We start from the raw sequence: 16,173 nt of genomic DNA, 5'->3' as shown, positions 1-16,173 counted from the left end.
GTGAGGCATACTAGTGAAAAGCACGTTGCGTAGCGGACAACTTGCGAGGAGTCAATTCTGTCGAGCCCCTTCGCTTATCTCGATGCACCTGATGGTGAGCTGTACCGGCGGGTGCTAGCGGCGTTCACTTATGCCAAGGAGCGCTTCGTCGTCCACCTGAGACCCGAGGACATAGCTGAGTTTCTCGCCGCCGAAGGGCGAGTCCCGCTGGAGACAGTGGAATCGAAGCTCAAACAACTAGACGAATGGGGCAACCTTCGTTCGGACCCGGATACCGGCCGGGTAGTCACTGTGGAAGATTTTTACCGGGCACGTAAGCTGTACCAGCTCACCGCTGAGGGTGAAGCCGCAGCTCGTGCGGTTCAACTATATGAGCGTGAGATCGGCCGTCGTGGTGAGCTCCAGACCGTCGCCCTTGAGGACATCCGGGTACGAATCCGCAATCTGCGTGAACTAGGCGGAGAGACCAACCCCGATCCTGCCAAGATCCACAATCTGTTGCTGGAGTTGTTTGGCCGCTTGGATTCGTTGGCCTCGAACGCACAGGCATTCATGAACAGCCTCCAGCGCACAGTTGACCTCCACGATGTCGATGAGAGCGCATTCCTGGCTTATAAAGACAGACTCATCGACTATCTGCAAAGGTTCGTCTCCCAGCTAGCAAATAAGAGCCACGATATTGCTGGCACGCTCAAGACATTCGACGAGGAAATCGCACACCGCTTGCTGACGATTGCGGCCGAGCGGGAAGCCTACGACGCGGCCTTCGACGAATCCGCCGACGCGGTCGCCGAACGTCTAGCTGAATGGGAACATCGGTGGTCTGGACTAGCCACCTGGTTCGGCCCTGCCACTGATCGACATAACCAGGCGAATCTACTGCGACAACGGGCCCGAAAAGCGATCCCGGACCTACTGGAGACGGTAGGAATCTTGCAAGAGCGAAAGACAGGACACAGCGATCGCACAGCAGACTTTCTACAGCTGGCACGCTGGTTTGCCACTGCGCCCGACGACGCCACAGCCCATCGCCTATGGCAAGTGGCATTCGGGCTTTCAACCGCCAGGCATATGACCGGCGAAGTCGTCGATGCCGAACCTCGGACGCCCTGGGGCGAAGCCGAAACTGTTGATATCGCACCACAATTGCGCGCAACGGGCACATACACTAAACGCGGACGTCCACGTAAGATCGAGGACCGCACCGCAGCCAGGGCCAAACTGGCCGAAAAGGCCGCTAAGGAAGCCGCAGAGCTGCAAAGCGCCCAAAGGCGGCTAGCAACCGGTGAACCCGTGAAGCTTTCCGACCTCGGTCAGCTTGACCGACTCGAGTTTCGGCTATTGCTCGATTTGTTGGGCAACGCTCTGGCTGCCAGACGACCCGGCCGCGACGGCCGCATTCACACCACCACCTCCGACGGCATGCTCGGCATAGTGTTGGAACCAGTGCCTGGTGGTGCGATCGCGGAGATAACAACGACTGACGGGGTTATGTACGCCCCGGAACATCTCATCACTGTGATCGACCGCACTGGCAGGCACCATGATTGAGATCGAACAGCGGCGACTCGCCGCGGAAAGAGCTCGCTCGATCCGAGCGTTGCTCCATGAACCCATGCTCACTCCGGCCCATGCGGTATTCGGCGACGCACGTCGCCATAGAGAATGGTTGCGCGCATGGTTCGCCCGCGAATGTGGATGGCCCTTGATTGATTCCCCCGCCGTCGTTCGGCTGCGTAAACAAGGCCTTGAAGGTGACAGTAGCCGTGGCGCTGAACTCGGGGGAATTGCACTTTCCCGCCGGCGCTACGTGCTCCTATGCCTGGCATTGGCGGGTCTGGAACGGGCAGAATCCCAAATCACGCTTGGGAACTTGGCCCAGCGTTTGTTGGGCTTGGCCGGCGATCCGAAACTAGTCGAAGCGGGCATTGAGTTCACCCTTGGCAACCACGAGGAGAGACGCGACCTAGCCGCAGTAGCAAAGCTGCTACTAGGTATGGGTGTGCTGAAGCGAGTAGCAGGGGACGAGCAATCATATGTACATGGCAGTGGCGACGCGCTCTACGATGTGGATCGCCACGTGCTCTCGGCGACCCTGGCAGTGACGACCGGCCCCTCGCTCGTGAACGCCCAGGACATATACACACAGATCGCCGCTGTCTCCACCGAGACTTTTCCCGACTCCGACGACGCCCGTAACCGCGCCATCCGCCACCGTTTGTCGCGCCGGCTGCTCGACGACCCCGTCATGTATTACGACGAGCTCGACTCCGCTGAAACTGAGTACCTGACCAAACAACGCCCCCACTTGCTCCGCAGGCTCACTGAAGAAACCGGCCTAGTCGCTGAAGTTCGCGCCGAAGGCATCGCCTTGCTCGACCCCAACGGCGAAACCACCGACTATGGCATGCCCGAAGAAGGCACAGAAGGGCACATCACGTTGCTGGTCGCCGAGCAGCTGGCGCGTATCCACCGCGAGACTCCTAACTCCGAGATCACGCAAGACAGCCTGCTGCGACACCTGATCGAGATCGCGCCAACCCATCGAACCCACTGGAAGAAAGACGCGACCAAACCCGAGAATCTGAAGCTACTGCTGGAAGTAGCCCTGGAAAAGCTGGTGGCACTGCGCCTCGTCGCACGACGAAACGACACAGTCCTAGCGCGCCCCGCCCTAGCCAGGTACGCCTATCGTCCAGCCACGATTACAGGAGGGCAGCGATGACAGTGCTCCCCATTCCCCGCCCTGGCCGATGGCAGCCGTTGCGCCTAGGACTGGTCGACCTGTTCTATTACGACCGGCAGGAATTCTGGTTCCGAGACGGGCGCCTGATGCTGCGCGGGAACAACGGGACCGGCAAGTCCAAAGTACTGGCGCTGACGCTGCCGTTCCTGCTCGACGGAGACTCCTCCTCACACAAGGTCGAACCCGACGGCGACCCCAAAAAGCGAATGGACTGGAACCTACTGCTGGGCGGTAAGTACGACGACCGACTTGGATACTCCTGGATGGAATTCGGGCGCGTGGACGAGGACGGCCGCGAATGTTTTAGGACCATAGGCGTTGGTCTCCGTGCAGTTAGAGGCAAGGGCGTGGCCGATAAATGGTTCTTTTCCACAGTCCAGCGCGTTCGCGGAGCGTTGGACTTGGTATCCGATTCTGGAGTTGTACTCTCCCGCGAAAAGCTCGAAGACGCGATCGGCACCGACGGTGAGGTCGTTCGCTCGGTTTCCCATTACCGCCGATTGGTCGACGAGCAGCTATTTCGTCTTGGGGAAGAGCGCTACGAGGCTCTCATCGACCTGCTCGTGCAATTGCGGCAACCTCAGCTATCCAGACGGCCAGACAACAAGAAGCTATCGAACGCACTGTCGGAGGCGCTTACGCCGGTAGACCAGGATGTTCTTACCGACGTTGCCAATGCCTTCCATGACCAGGCCACACAACGTGATGCCCTCGAAGGGTTGAAGGACACGGCGCTGGCAGCCAAAAAGTTTGGTCAGCGCTACCTTGATTATGCTCGTGTCGCCGCACGCCGAGCGGCTGAAGGGGTACGTCGCTCACAATCGAGGTATGAACGCATTGGCTCGGACACCAAGCGGCTCAATGACCAGCTCCAAACCGCCGAGCTCGAACATGGTCGATTTGAAACCGAACACACGTCCCTCTCCAGGCAGATCGGTGAAGCCCGCGGAAGGATACGACGAATGGAGTCGCGCCGGGAGCTGGCCGACCTCAACAATGCGCAGGAGATTTTCGACGACCGTCAGTCGAATTGTGAACGAGCCAAGGAACTACGAGATCAGGATCTCGCTGTCTTGGAAGAGGCCTCTGAGGATGCTGTCGAGGCTGCTGGCAAGGAGGAGCTAGCCCGCGAGAAAGCCAAAACGCTGCTCGAAAACGCTGAGGAGTGGGCTGGTGCCGCCGCGTTGAGGGACCGGCATCGTCAGATCACCCAAGCTTTTTCGCAGGCGACCTCTCCGCCTGGGACTGTGGCGATTCGTACGGCGAGAGCTGCTGCGGTCGAGGCCGCTGTGATCCAGCAGCAAGGCATAGATGCGATGCGCCGTCAGTGCCAGTTGGTCGATGGACATCAGCGCACGGTGGATATCGCTATTGAGCGGCTTGGGGAGGCCGAACGACGTCGAGACACGGCAACCGATGTGGTCGGGGAGGCCGATCGAGCGCTGGAGGCCGAGCGGGAAGGGTACCTAGCCGAATGGAATGCGTTTGCTCCGGTCGAGCTTGTACCGCTCGATATGGAGGAGGTTGGTCTGCAAGATTGGGTGCGGGTTCTTTCCGGGCCCAATCCGGCAGCTCAAGCCGCGCATATGTCATTCTTGGCCGCCAACAGCGCAATCCAAAGCGAGATTTCCGACCAACGCGCGGTCGCGAAAGTAGAGCGAAAGCTTGTTGGTGACCTGGACCAGGAGTACCAGGAGCTGAACAAGGGGCATGTTCGCCTGCCGCCTCGACCACTCACGAGGACCACTAGTCGGTCTGGGCGAGCTGGCGCGCCATTGTGGAAGCTCATCGATTTCCATGACAACGTTAGCGACCCAGACCGAGCTGGGTATGAGGCTGCTCTTGAAGCCGCAGGGATTCTCGACGCTTGGGTGACTCCAAGCGGCCAGTTGCTTGAAGCCAACATGGCCGATGACTTTCTCACGAGCGGTGAACGCGAGCCGTACAGTGTGGCCAGTATTCTGCGGTCGTCGATTGACCGAGATGACCAGAACGCTTCGCTGGTAGCTCCGGAGACCGTGGACTCGATAATTGCCGCCATCGGAATCCGATTGGGGCGCAACTGGATTGGGCCAGACGGCAGTTATCGTGTCGGCTGCAGGCAGGGAACGGGGAGCAAGACTCAAGCCGAGTACATCGGACATGCGGCTAGGGAAGCGGCCCGGACTCGTCGCCTTGACGCACTGCGAGAGATGATTGCTGAGGCCCGAACGTCTGCAGAACAGGCCGACAAAGCCGTTGTTGCTTTGGAACAACGGCAACGGATTCTGCAAGTAGAACTCGGCTCGATTCCAACGGATCAGGCCCTGCAAACAGCGCAGCAGCGGTTGGAAGCCGCTGAGCGCGAAGCGGCAACGTGTAAGTCGGAAGTGGAACGACAGCAGCACAAGCTCATTGAGCTTCGCGAAGAACTCGGCCAAGCGGTGGTGGAACGCGATGAGCTGGCGGCGGATCTAGGGTTGCCGACCGCAGCAGATGCGTTGCGAACTATCGAGAAGGCAATCGCGTCGTATCAGGTGGCCGTTGCCGAGCTATGGGCTGGGTTTGACGCCTACGCCACCACTGCCGAGGAAGCTGCGCGACGCACCAGGGAATCTGTGGCCGTTACCCAACGGTTCAGAGAGGCCGACAGGCACTATCAGGAGGCATCGCGAAGTTTCGCGGTGGCCAAGGCCGAACTGGACCAGCTTCGAAAGAGCATCGGAGCCGATGTCGATGTCATCCGTCGAGATCTCGACACCGCGCGGGAAGAGCTAGTGCGACTTGATAAGCAAGCCGAGTCTACTGGGAAAAAGCGCGATGCCGCCAGAGACACCAAGTCGCGCCTAGAAGGGACACTCGAACAAATCGGCATAGAACAGACCGAGGCGAAACGCAACCGAGCGAAAGAGATAGAGATTCTTCGCGGATTCGCGGACACTGGCCTGCTTGGCGTCGCTGCCCCGAATGTGGCTATGCCTGATCCAGATCGGGAGTGGGCACCTGATCCGGCCGTCCAACTTGCTCGCCGCCTCGAACGAGATCTATCCGAAGTTCCCGCTGACGACCAGGCTTGGGAGCGCGTTCAGAGTGCGACCTCTAGGGAATACCGGACGTTCCAGGAAGCCGTAGGCCCGCACGGTCACCAGCCCAACGGCGAACTTGTTCACAGCTATTTTGTGGTAACGGTCAACTATCAGGCCCGCCAGCTGTTTGCTCATCAGCTCGCCACGTTGCTGTATGAGGACATCGAATATCGCGAACAACTTCTCAGCGCCAAGGAACGGGAACTTCTCGAAGAGCACCTGATCAACGATGTCGCGTATCACTTGCACCAGCTCATCGACGCGGCCGATGAACAGGTTCAGCACATCAATGCTGAACTCGACGAACGACCCACCTCGACCGGAATGCGTATCCGACTTAAGTGGCGTCCCAGGCGGGACGGGCCCGAGGGACTCGCCGCTGTGCGTCGCATCTTGCTGCACGACGACAGCGATATGTGGAGTCCGGACGACCAGCAGCGGGTCAGCGCGTTCTTGCATCGCCAGATTCAGGACGAGGCGGCTGCCGACCCCGAGAACACGTGGAAAACCCACTTGAGCAACGCCCTAGACTACCGCCGCTGGCATGAGTTTCGAATCGAGCGCCATCAGAACGGGGAATGGAAAGATGCGATCGGCCCAGCCTCTGGTGGCGAGCGGGTGCTGACCGTCTCGCTGCCGCTGTTTGCCGCGGCGTCGTCGCACTATCGCTCGGCCCATGAAAACGCGCCGCGCATGATCATGCTTGACGAGGCATTCGCGGGAGTTGACGATGACTCTCGCTCCAAGTGCCTCGGCCTATTGGCGAACTTCGACCTAGACGTGGCGATGACTTCCGAACGGGAATGGGGCTTCTATTCGACCGTGCCGGGGATCCGCACCCATCAACTTGTTAGAACCGACGATATCGACGCGGTGTATGTGACCGTATTCGAGTGGGATGGTCACACCCGCACTAGGATCGAGCAGCCGGTATGAGCGTTGATGTAGATCGGCTACGTCGCACACTTGGCGCAGACGAGCTCGCTTGGCTCGTCGATCGCCTGGTGCGACGGCTCGAGCTTGGCCATGAACTATCTGGCACCGTGACCCAAAATGTTGCCACGACCCAGGAACGCCGTGCTGCCGCGAAGTTGCTTGGCCGCCCGGATCGCGGAGGACAAGGAGTCTCGGTCAGGCTGGAGGCTCTGGAAGCCCGACTTCGTGGCTCGGGAATCGCCCCTGACTTGCGGTCTGCCATCGAGACGCTCAGGGGCCCGGTTGTCAGTCGCCTCGAGACACAGTCTGAAGAGAACCAGGAGCGTGAACGGCTCGGCGAGGTGCGCAATGCCTCGAAGCACAGGGGTGAGAACTGGTATGAGGCATGGAGTAGCGCGATCGAATCCGATGGCACAGTCACCAAACGCATCCGGGAAGGGAAAGCCGAGACGATCGCCCAGGCAGTAGCGGTACTTGACCGCCTTCCCGCCGCCGATCTACCCGTGCCAGTGCTGGCCGAAGCTGCGACTGGTGACACTAAAGCGTTGTCCAATACTGGCCTCGAGCGCCTGGTACTGCGGGCCATTGCTGGTTGGCGGGGCAGAGCGGTTCCCGCTGACCGTTCCCAGATGCGCAGCCTGTGGGCAGAGGTGGGTGTCGTGGTTGACGATTTGTCCTCGCAGGTGTTGGTGCTCGGAGTTCGCGTCCGTGAACCGCATGTGATCGGTCAATGGCTCGACGCGGCCGCTCAGGATGGCCTGCCGTTTCGCCTGACGCTCCAGCAGCTCATGCGCTATCCGTCCACCCCAGCTTTTCCGGAACTGTACGTTTGTGAGAACCCCGCTGTGATGCGTGTGGCGGCCGAAGAACTCGGATCCAAGTGCCCGCCATTGATTTGCACAGAAGGCGAAGCATTTCATGCCTGTACTCGGTTCATCGCGACCGCGGCCAATGCAGGTGTGCGTATTCACTGGAGGGGTGACTTCGACTGGACCGGTGTGCGCAGTACCGCTGCTGCAATTCAACGTTGGCGGGCAGTGCCTTGGCGAATGGGTAATAGCGACTACCTTGAGGCGCTCGAACGTGGTGAAGCCGAAGCTTTGAAGGGCCGTCCGACCCAGTCACCATGGGATCCCAAACTTGCTGTGGAAATGCAGCATCATCAGTACGCGGTCATGGAAGAGCGTCTCTTGCCCCGGCTTCTTGATGACCTTCACATTGCCAAGAACGTGAATTGAATGAGGTGACGGAGCAAATGCGCCCGTAAACTGCGCGCTACGTAGTTGTCTGGTGGAGCATCCTCAACCTGTATGGCTCCGTAGGGGACACGATCAGATGGTTCTTGGCAACGACCGTTGCCGTCCAAGGGTGTGAGGCCACGGCGACTCGACAGCAGATCCACGTCCTTGATGCTGTCGCTTCGTTTCAAGCTCTTGAGCACGGACTCCTGAGTCTCCGGTGTCCAGAAGATTTTGAGACTCTCTCGGGCGCGAGTGACTGCGGTGTAGAAAATGCTATGGGTGATGTCCTCCTCGTTGGCGTCGGTGACGACGATCTTGACGGAGTCGTACTCAAGTCCTTGGGCTTTGTGGATCGAGACGGCGTAAGCGACCTGGAACGGCACGGTGGTGTTGAGTGAGTCGTCGTCCTCGTCGCTGGTGTCGTAGTCGTAGACGGTGAAACGCACCGTCGAACCTTCAACCCACTCCAGTTCATCATTGACGACGTCGGATTCAGTTAGAGGTCGGTCCAGTTCAACCTCGAACTGGATCTGACCGACCTTGGTGACGACGTTGACGATTCTTCCCTTGAGGTTGTTGTAAATGACCGGCTTGAAGCGCTCTGCCTCGTGGAACAGCACCGGGTCGCCGACCTTGTAAGTAGAAACGCGCCAAGTGATGGGAGGGTTGGGGTTGCTGCTCTGGAGGAAACGGTTGACGTTGTTGATCCCGTAGAGGCCGTCGTAGTTCAAACAGAGGATAATCTCGTCGTCGTGCTTCGGCGTGAACAGTGACTTGTCGAGCGCGGTCGAGTACCCGTTGCGGGCGATGACTTCGGCGATGTCGTCTTTAATGCTACGTACCTTGTCCCAGAATCTAAGGAGAGACTTGTTCTTGGTTCGATAGGGCGTCGTCAGCTCGAAGACTGAATTGCTCGGGACAAACGAGCGAATGATGCTAAACCAATTACCAAACTTGATCGACTCGATTTGGTAGACGTCACCGACCAGCACCAGCATTTTGAAGGAGGTATTCTCCAGTACTTCGAGTAGGTCGGCGTTGCTGACGATACTGCACTCATCGATAATCAACAGGTCATAATAGTAGGACAGATTAGCGCGGTAAATATAGCTACTGATCGTCTGAAAAGTTGAGTTCTCGGCAGTTACCTTACGCTCTAGGTTGTCCTTGGCCGGATTGGTGTGGGCTAGGAGTAGCTTTTTCTTGTCATTGAAATACTGGGCGACATGGTTTACCATCGTAGATTTTCCTGTGCCAGCGGCTCCGTATATCAGGGCAACCTTTGACTGACTAAATAGACGCTTGAGGGCATCCTTCTTACCGTCATCATCAATACCACGCGGTGCCTCGCCCATCCAGCGCTCGACGGAGACGGTGTAGTCATCTATTCCAGCCGACGCATTCGTCTGGAGCATTTCCAAGATGGCGACAACGTCATTCTCGTATCCTCGTATGAACACGTGTCCTTTATCCTGCACGAGCTGACGTGCCCTGTGCTTGCGGTAGAGCTTGTCGTTGTGCATGGCGATCAGCTGGGTGACATCGCCGAACGGTTCAAGCTCAGCCAAGGGTGTGTACAACCTCCCGTAGCTCTCGACGTTGGTCTTTACTCGGCGTGCGAGCAGTTCGTGCTCACGCCCGGTTGAGTCCAGGCTCTCGACAAGATCCCAGTACCTCACGTTGTGACGTATTGGGGAACTACAGAATGGCATCGTGTCGAACGGGATGCACCCAAACTGTAGGTTCAGATTGGATAGGAGACTGCACTTTTGGTAGTTATATTGCTGCTTGAGCACCTCGTTACGCATTCGGAGCATCAGGTAGCGGAGCATATTATGGCCGGGTGCGCAGGACCGAACGATGTCCCGTGCTTTGTCCAATACCGGGAAGATTCTCGGAGTGCTCGTGTTCGCCGTTCCTGCGGCCCTGGCAGCCGCATACTGGTCGTCTGACATGTCCATGAGTTCGAGCAGGTTGCCTGATCGCTCGGTCAGGTCGTTCATGAGGTATTTGTATTCTGCCGAGCCGGTGCTGGCCTTGAGGGAGACACCGACGAGGCGTGCAAAGATGTCGAACTCGCACGGGCGGATCGAGACCTCCCAGGCGCTGATGAGCGTTATTGGCATCGTCTGATCAAGGACTTGGATCGAATCAGGTTGGAGGGTCAGCATGGCCGAGTACTTGTCAGTCATGTCGATTTCGGTGAAGGCGATAATGCGGTCGAACTTGTTGAACTTATTGACAGCTCTATAGAAAGTCACCTCGTAATATATTCGACCATTCACGAAGAACGGGCGAGTCTTGTGGATGTAGTAACGGTCTCGCGCCCCGCTGCCTGCTTCCTTCGACCGCAGCAGTTGGACTCGTGCGGCGATCTTCTCGTGGTACTCCCGCAACGACGGGTCCAGGTCAACTGGAAAGGACTCGAGGTTGGCAAGCACGTCCATTTCACAATCGTCTTTAAGTAGAGCCCGGATGCGTAGTAGATACTCGTAGTACTTGAGCATGAGTCGCTCGGAAGCATCGCCATCCATAGTGTAGTGCGAGGCACTAGCTTGGAGGAACTTGTGGAACTTGCTCAGGAAGCTATACTGCCCCTTGCCTTTGACGAAGGCTAGGCCTTTCCTAGTCGCCTGGTAGTTGTATTCAGCCTCAAACGTTCCAAGTTCGAGACGTACGGCGACGCCCTCGACCAGGTTCCTCAGTTGGGCGAGTACGTTTTGGGACAGCAATTCGCGATGGTCTGTCAGCGAGTCGATATTGTTGCAGATCGCCTCACTGGTGTTCATGATGTGTTCGCCGACCGAAGTCATCAGACCTCACTTCCTTGAGATTGCCCGTTATTGGTGCGGGGGTTCGCTGATCGCGGTGCTGTTCTCGGTAGCTTGGTTTGTCCAGGTGGCGTGGGCGAGGTTGTGTGGATTTGCGATGCGGTTCATCGCGATGCGACGAGGTCGCCTTCGAAGCGGCAGCCACGCAGGATTTTCTAGGATTTCATCCGTGAGAAGGTGTGTTCGATGTGGGTTTGTAGGTGTCGGTGGGAAGCGTTGTGGTCGCGTTTTCATAGGGGTTTAGCAGGGGATTTGCGATGCGCGGTGATGGCAGAGGTTGCGATTATGCCGCCATCACTGATGACGGAGGTGTTGTGCACTGGGCCTTCGGCTCCGGAGAGTACGAAGGGATGGAAAACACAAAATGGCCTGAAACGAAGGGGATCGATCAGGACGTGGGCTTACTGTGCGTACTAAATGTGTACTGCGGACATACGGAAGGCCGGTATCACAGCATTGATACCGGCCTTTACCTGTGTCTTTGGCGCGCCCCGAGGGATTCGAACCCCCAACCTTCTGATCCGTAGTCAGATGCTCTATCCGTTGAGCTAGGGGCGCATACCAGTCGATGAGGTTTCCCCACCGCCTTGGCTTTCATTGCTGAAGGCCGTGGACAATGTTACCGGCCGCTGATTGGCGCGTGCAACCGGGTATCGGCCTGTTACTCACAACACCGCCCAAACCGGATGAGCACACATTTTAGCTGCTCAGGGTCTTTGTGAATCCGGCTCACTGTTGGCGGATGTAGCTGGTGCGCACATACGCCGGGCGAAAACCGAATCGGTGGTACAGATGCTTCGGGGTGTCGTTGATGTCGGCGGCGATGAGGACGTGCTTGACGCCTCGGCCACGCAACCGCCGGACGGCAAACCTGAGCATGCTGGTGGCGATGCCTCGCCCGCGCGCATCGGGGTGGACGAACACGTCTTCGATGATGCCGACACCGTCGTGATTCGACCAGATCGCGACGCACGCCTCGGGCTCCACACCGGCGGAGGCCAAGTAATACGTAGCTTCTACCGCGATATTGCGACGCAGCGCCACGCCTGACCGAGTTTCGGCTTCGGGGCGAGTGGGCACCCCGGCCCGAGCGTCCTCTTCGCAGTGGTCGAGCCGGAAAAAACGGTAAATCGTGTCCCAAAGGTCGCCCTGCACTGGCTGAAACTCCATCTGCATGGGCGCCTCGACGGCCACGTTTGGAGAGAGCGCGAGTTGGAGCTCTTGTTCGAGCTGCCAGTCGTGGAGGGCCAGGTGCGCGGCGATCGCCGCGCCAGTGTCTCGGCCGATGACGACCCGGTCGGTGTGCTCGATCAGCTCGGCGACTTCCGACAGGTCTTCAGTGGTGAAGTCGCAAGCGAAGTTGCCCATCCGGTAGTCCGGCGCGTCGGGGTGAGTGACCAGGGTTCCGGCCCTGTGGCGGGTGGTGACACCGCCAGCGGCCCAAAACTGTCGCACCGCTGGCGCGAAGAGCGCTGATTCGTCTCGCATGTGCCCTCCTCCAGCTCTCGAGCCGTTGCTAGCGCTTGACCGCGCCGAGCCTCGGGCAACACATCACCATCTAGGTACACGTTACGAGCCTCGGGCCGGGCTGTCGAGCTATTTGTCGACGTCGCCAACGACGAAGAACATGGAGCCGAGCACGGCGATCATGTCGGGAATGAGACAACCGGTCATGAGAGTGGTCAACGCTTGCACGTTGGAGAACGACGCGGAGCGCAGTTTGAGCCTCCACGGGGTCTGTCCGCCTCGGCTGACCAGGTAGTAGCCGTTGGCCCCCAAGGGGTTTTCGGTCCACAGGTAGGTGTGTCCTTCGGGAACTTTGACGATTTTGGGCAGCCGCGAGTTCACGGGCCCCTCCAAGCGCACGGCTCGGTCGAGGCATTCCCGCGCTATGTCCAGCGAGGTGTAGACCTGGTCGAGGAGTACTTCGAAGCGCGCGTAACAGTCGCCGGTTTCGCGTGTCACGACGGGAAAGTCAAGCTGGTCGTAGAACAGGTAGGGCTCTTCGCGCCGAATGTCGAAGTTGAGGCCCGAGGCTCGGGCGACCGGCCCGGAGACGCCGTAGGCGGCGGCGGTGGCCGGGTCGAGCACCCCGATTCCCTTGGTGCGGGCCGCGAAGATGTCGTTGCCGCGCAGCATCGCGTCCAGCCGCTTCATGCCGTGGGCGACATCGTCGATGGCGGAGCGGGCCCTATCTTCCCAGCCGGCGGGCACGTCTTTTTTCAGCCCGCCCACTTGGTTGTACATGTAGTGGATACGTCCACCGGTGGCTTCCTCGAACACTTTTTGTAGATGGTCGCGTTCGGTGAAGGCATAGAACATGGGCGTGATGGCGCCGATTTCGAGCGGAAACGACCCCAGGAACATCAAATGGTTGAGGACCCGGTTCATCTCGGCCATCGCCATGCGCAGCCACGTGGCCCGGTCGGGCACTTCTAGTTCCATGAGCCGTTCGGCCGCCAGCGCCACACCTAGCTCGGAGGAGAACGCCGATAGCCAGTCGTGTCGATTGGCTAGCACCATGATCTGGCGGAAGTCGCGGGCCTCGTATAGTTTTTCGGCTCCGCGGTGCATGTAGCCGATGATGGGTTCGCAGGAGGTGACCCGTTCGGCGTCGATGGTGAGTTTGAGGCGCAGCACGCCGTGGGTGGAGGGGTGTTGGGGCCCTATGTTGAGCACCATGTCGGTCGCTTCGGTGCCGGCTCCGAGTCCGACCGTGATCTGTTCGGCCATATTGTTCATCTTGGCAGAGATTGGGCGGTTGCGGTGTAATGGCATCCTATAGATGGAGGTGCTCGAACTTATGGATCGTGAACAGATGCGGGCCTCGGAGCAGGATCGGCAGATGGTGCTTGACACTCTGCGGGTGGCGGTGGAAGAGGGCCGTCTGGACGTGACCGAATACGCCATCCGGGCCGAGAAGGCGATGGAGGCGAAGGTGTATGCCGAGCTGGACGCCCTCGTGGCTGATTTGCAGCGTCTGGCGCCTCCCGGTCACGGCGAGGATCCGACGTATCAGTTGGCCGCCGATCCTCGGTTCCCGTTGGCGCGGGATGAGGATGGCCGGGTGGATCGCAACCGTCGCTGGAAGGTGGCTGGTTACACGGTTGGTCTCGCGGCGCTGATTTCGGTGATTTTGATTTTGGTGGTTCCTAACGCGATGCTCTATATCGCGCTGACGGCTTTGGTGGTGCTGATTTTGTTCATCATCGCTGGTTTTCTCGGCATTTTCTAGTTCTCTTCGTGGACTGGTAGCAGTTCTTCGGCCGGGACGTCTATCCCTTCGACGAGCCACCAGTGCGCCCCGAGCCCGTCGTTGTTGATCAGTTCGGCTTCTTCGGACGCTTGCCCCAACGCGGTCGCGTATCCGAATGGGTCGATGTGAGCTTGGGTGATGGGTGGGCGTTGGCCGGTTATTCCGCAGCGTAGTAGTGCTTCGCGCTGGGGGAGCAGCATTGCCGAGGGGTGGCAGCTGAGCGAGTCGAACGACACGTGCGCGGTGATGTCGGTGCTGCCGTCCAGTTGGGGCGGTACTTGTCGTCCGTGGCGATATCCGGTGATGGTGCGGTGCTGGGGTCGCATTCCGCGAGTGTGCCCGTAGTCGATCGCGATGGCTGCTCCGTGGGTGAGGCGGCCGGTGATGTCACGCCACAGCTGGTCGCGGGGCCGTCCGATCTCGGCCCGAAAGTTTGGCTCGGTGCGTTCGTCGGCGTCTGCTGGGTGCGGTTCGGGCCACCATTTTTCGATCCATGCTCGGTCGGTGTGGCTCAGTTTCGGGCCGGGTCTGGTCGCGCCAGTGCGGTCGACTTCTTCGTATCTCCAGCCTTGGGGGGTCTGTACTGCCACGTCCAAGGGGATGTTGTCCAATAGTTCGCAGGCCAACAGCAGCCCAGAGAACCTCGATGGGGTCTCAGTACGCCATTCGACGCGTTGGGGCAGGTCGCCGGGGCGGGGGCGTACTTCGACGGCGATCAGGCGGATATCGGCCGTCACCAAAGAGGCCAGCCTGTTTAGTAGTTCACCGCGACCCGCGCCCACGTCCACTACCGTGACTTCGTCCAGCCGCGGTGTCAGCCTGTCTATGATCCGTGCGACAGCCTGTGCAAACGCCCAATAGTGGGCACTGGTGCGAAAATGCTCAATGGGGTCGGATTGGCGATAAAAACCCTCCTCCCCGTACAAGGATTCGCTCATAACCGTGGCCCAACGGGCGAAAGTGCTCATGCTCTTAGAGTGACAGGCAACACTTCTCAGTGGCCACCGCGTCCCTGTCGTGAGCGCCACGCACAATAAACGAATAGAGGTCGTGGCATATTTGTTGCAAGGTAGTGCCAGGACCGGACGACCGGTACCGACTATGGACTGGATCTCAACGCTATGGCTCCCACCGAGCACACTGCGCACGGCAACGAAGCCGAGGGCCACCGGGCCTCAGGACGTGCCGATGCCGCGAACGACAATGCTGAGCTCAACGCTGCCAGCCGGCTCAACGTTGGCGTCATTTCCGCCGGACGGGTCGGCTCCATCCTCGGCGCGAGCCTCATCCGCGCCGGTCACCGCGTCGTCGCCACTTCGGCCAACTCGCAGGCATCTCGGGCCCGCGCTAAGAAATACTTGCCCGGCGCGGAACTAATGAACGTGTGCGAAGTGGCCCGATGCGCCCAGTTGTTGCTCATCTGTGTACCTGACGACGCCATCGAACCGCTGGTCAAGGAACTGGTCGACTCGGGCAGTCTCGCACCGGGCACCCTCATCGTCCACACCTGCGGAGCCCACGGGATCGACATTCTCGCCCCCGCCGCTCGCATCGGCTGCCTGACGATGGCGCTGCACCCGGCCATGACGTTCACCGGCCGCGATGAGGACCTGGACCGTTTGGCGGGCGTCTCGTTCGCCTGCACCAGCGATGAACAGCTGCGCGTTATCGCCGAAGCGCTCGTGCTCGAAATGAGTGGCGAGCCCCAGTTTGTCAGCGAGGAGCACCGCCCGCTCTATCACGCCGCCCTGGCCCACGGGGCGAACCATCTGTCGACCCTGGTGACAGAATCGCTAGATCTGTTGCGTGACGCGGGGATCACCGAACCCGAACGCCTGATTGCCCCGCTGTTGTCGGCCGCGTTGGACAACACGCTTCGTCACGGCGAGGCCGCGCTGACCGGCCCGGTCGTGCGCGGGGACGCCGGTACCGTTGCCTCCCACCTGGAAGCGTTGGAGAAGACCGCGCCCGACGCCGTGGAGGCTTACCTCGCGCTGGCCCGTCGCACCGCCGACCGCGCCATCGCCGCCCGCCAACTGTCCCCTGAAGACGCCGAGCAGCTCCTCGGAGTGCTCGCGCGTCGCCGGTGACGCCCTAA

At 59.6% G+C, this 16,173-nt stretch carries 10 protein-coding genes and 1 tRNA gene; 6 read left to right on the top strand and 5 right to left on the bottom strand.

Translation table 11 applies throughout. From position 1 onward, the window contains the following. Positions 1-54 precede the first annotated feature (54 nt). Genes JQS30_RS15540 through JQS30_RS15525 form a run of 4 tightly spaced genes read left to right on the top strand, consistent with a single transcriptional unit; the run spans position 55 to position 7,985 of the window. Positions 55-1,551, top strand: coding sequence for a TIGR02677 family protein (locus JQS30_RS15540; RefSeq protein ID WP_213173105.1), 1,497 nt, complete (start codon positions 55-57; stop codon positions 1,549-1,551). After that, positions 1,544-2,725 carry a TIGR02678 family protein gene (locus tag JQS30_RS15535; protein ID WP_213171146.1) on the top strand — a complete coding sequence of 394 codons (1,182 nt, stop codon included), beginning with the start codon at positions 1,544-1,546 and terminating at the stop codon, positions 2,723-2,725. The genes JQS30_RS15540 and JQS30_RS15535 overlap by 8 nt, the downstream gene beginning before the upstream one ends. Next, on the top strand, positions 2,722-6,747 hold the full coding sequence (locus JQS30_RS15530; protein WP_213171145.1) for a TIGR02680 family protein: 4,026 nt from the start codon (positions 2,722-2,724) through the stop codon (positions 6,745-6,747). The genes JQS30_RS15535 and JQS30_RS15530 overlap by 4 nt, the downstream gene beginning before the upstream one ends. Then, a complete protein-coding gene (locus JQS30_RS15525) occupies positions 6,744-7,985 on the top strand; it encodes a TIGR02679 family protein (RefSeq protein WP_213171144.1) in 1,242 nt (413 codons plus the stop codon). The genes JQS30_RS15530 and JQS30_RS15525 overlap by 4 nt, the downstream gene beginning before the upstream one ends. Here JQS30_RS15525 and JQS30_RS15520 read toward each other — a convergent pair. The 4 genes from JQS30_RS15520 to JQS30_RS15505 form a co-directional block, all read right to left on the bottom strand. After that, the gene (locus JQS30_RS15520) at positions 7,961-10,801 is read right to left on the bottom strand and encodes an ATP-dependent DNA helicase (protein WP_213171143.1); all 2,841 of its coding nucleotides are present in this window, start codon (positions 10,799-10,801) and stop codon (positions 7,961-7,963) included. The genes JQS30_RS15525 and JQS30_RS15520 overlap by 25 nt on opposite strands. Positions 10,802-11,301: 500 nt before the next feature. Continuing rightward, positions 11,302-11,377 (bottom strand) — tRNA-Arg (locus JQS30_RS15515). A 171-nt stretch (positions 11,378-11,548) separates the two neighbouring features. Beyond that, positions 11,549-12,307 (bottom strand): GNAT family N-acetyltransferase, encoded by a 759-nt coding sequence (locus JQS30_RS15510; RefSeq protein WP_213171142.1) that lies wholly within the window; start codon positions 12,305-12,307, stop codon positions 11,549-11,551. Positions 12,308-12,415: 108 nt separating this feature from the next. Continuing rightward, positions 12,416-13,552 carry an NADH-quinone oxidoreductase subunit D gene (locus JQS30_RS15505; protein ID WP_213171141.1) on the bottom strand — a complete coding sequence of 379 codons (1,137 nt, stop codon included), beginning with the start codon at positions 13,550-13,552 and terminating at the stop codon, positions 12,416-12,418. Positions 13,553-13,622: 70 nt separating this feature from the next. On the opposite strand from JQS30_RS15505, the gene JQS30_RS15500 reads away from it, so the two are divergent. Then, a complete protein-coding gene (locus tag JQS30_RS15500) occupies positions 13,623-14,054 on the top strand; it encodes a DUF1707 SHOCT-like domain-containing protein (RefSeq protein WP_213171140.1) in 432 nt (143 codons plus the stop codon). On the opposite strand, the gene JQS30_RS15495 is transcribed toward JQS30_RS15500, so the two are convergent. Further along, entirely contained in the window at positions 14,051-15,043 is a 993-nt protein-coding gene (locus tag JQS30_RS15495; protein WP_213171139.1) for an SAM-dependent methyltransferase, read from the bottom strand. The two genes, JQS30_RS15500 and JQS30_RS15495, sit on opposite strands and share 4 nt — an antisense overlap. Positions 15,044-15,196: 153 nt before the next feature. Here JQS30_RS15495 and JQS30_RS15490 point away from each other — a divergent pair, with 153 nt between their 5' ends. Continuing rightward, the gene (locus JQS30_RS15490) at positions 15,197-16,165 is read left to right on the top strand and encodes a Rossmann-like and DUF2520 domain-containing protein (RefSeq protein ID WP_213171138.1); all 969 of its coding nucleotides are present in this window, start codon (positions 15,197-15,199) and stop codon (positions 16,163-16,165) included. Positions 16,166-16,173 lie beyond the last annotated feature (8 nt).

It is taken from the genome of Natronoglycomyces albus, from assembly GCF_016925535.1.
GTDB lineage: Bacteria > Actinomycetota > Actinomycetes > Mycobacteriales > Micromonosporaceae > Natronoglycomyces > Natronoglycomyces albus.
The sequence above is the reverse complement of the archived record's forward strand: the minus strand, read 5'-3'. Positions and strand labels throughout refer to the sequence as shown.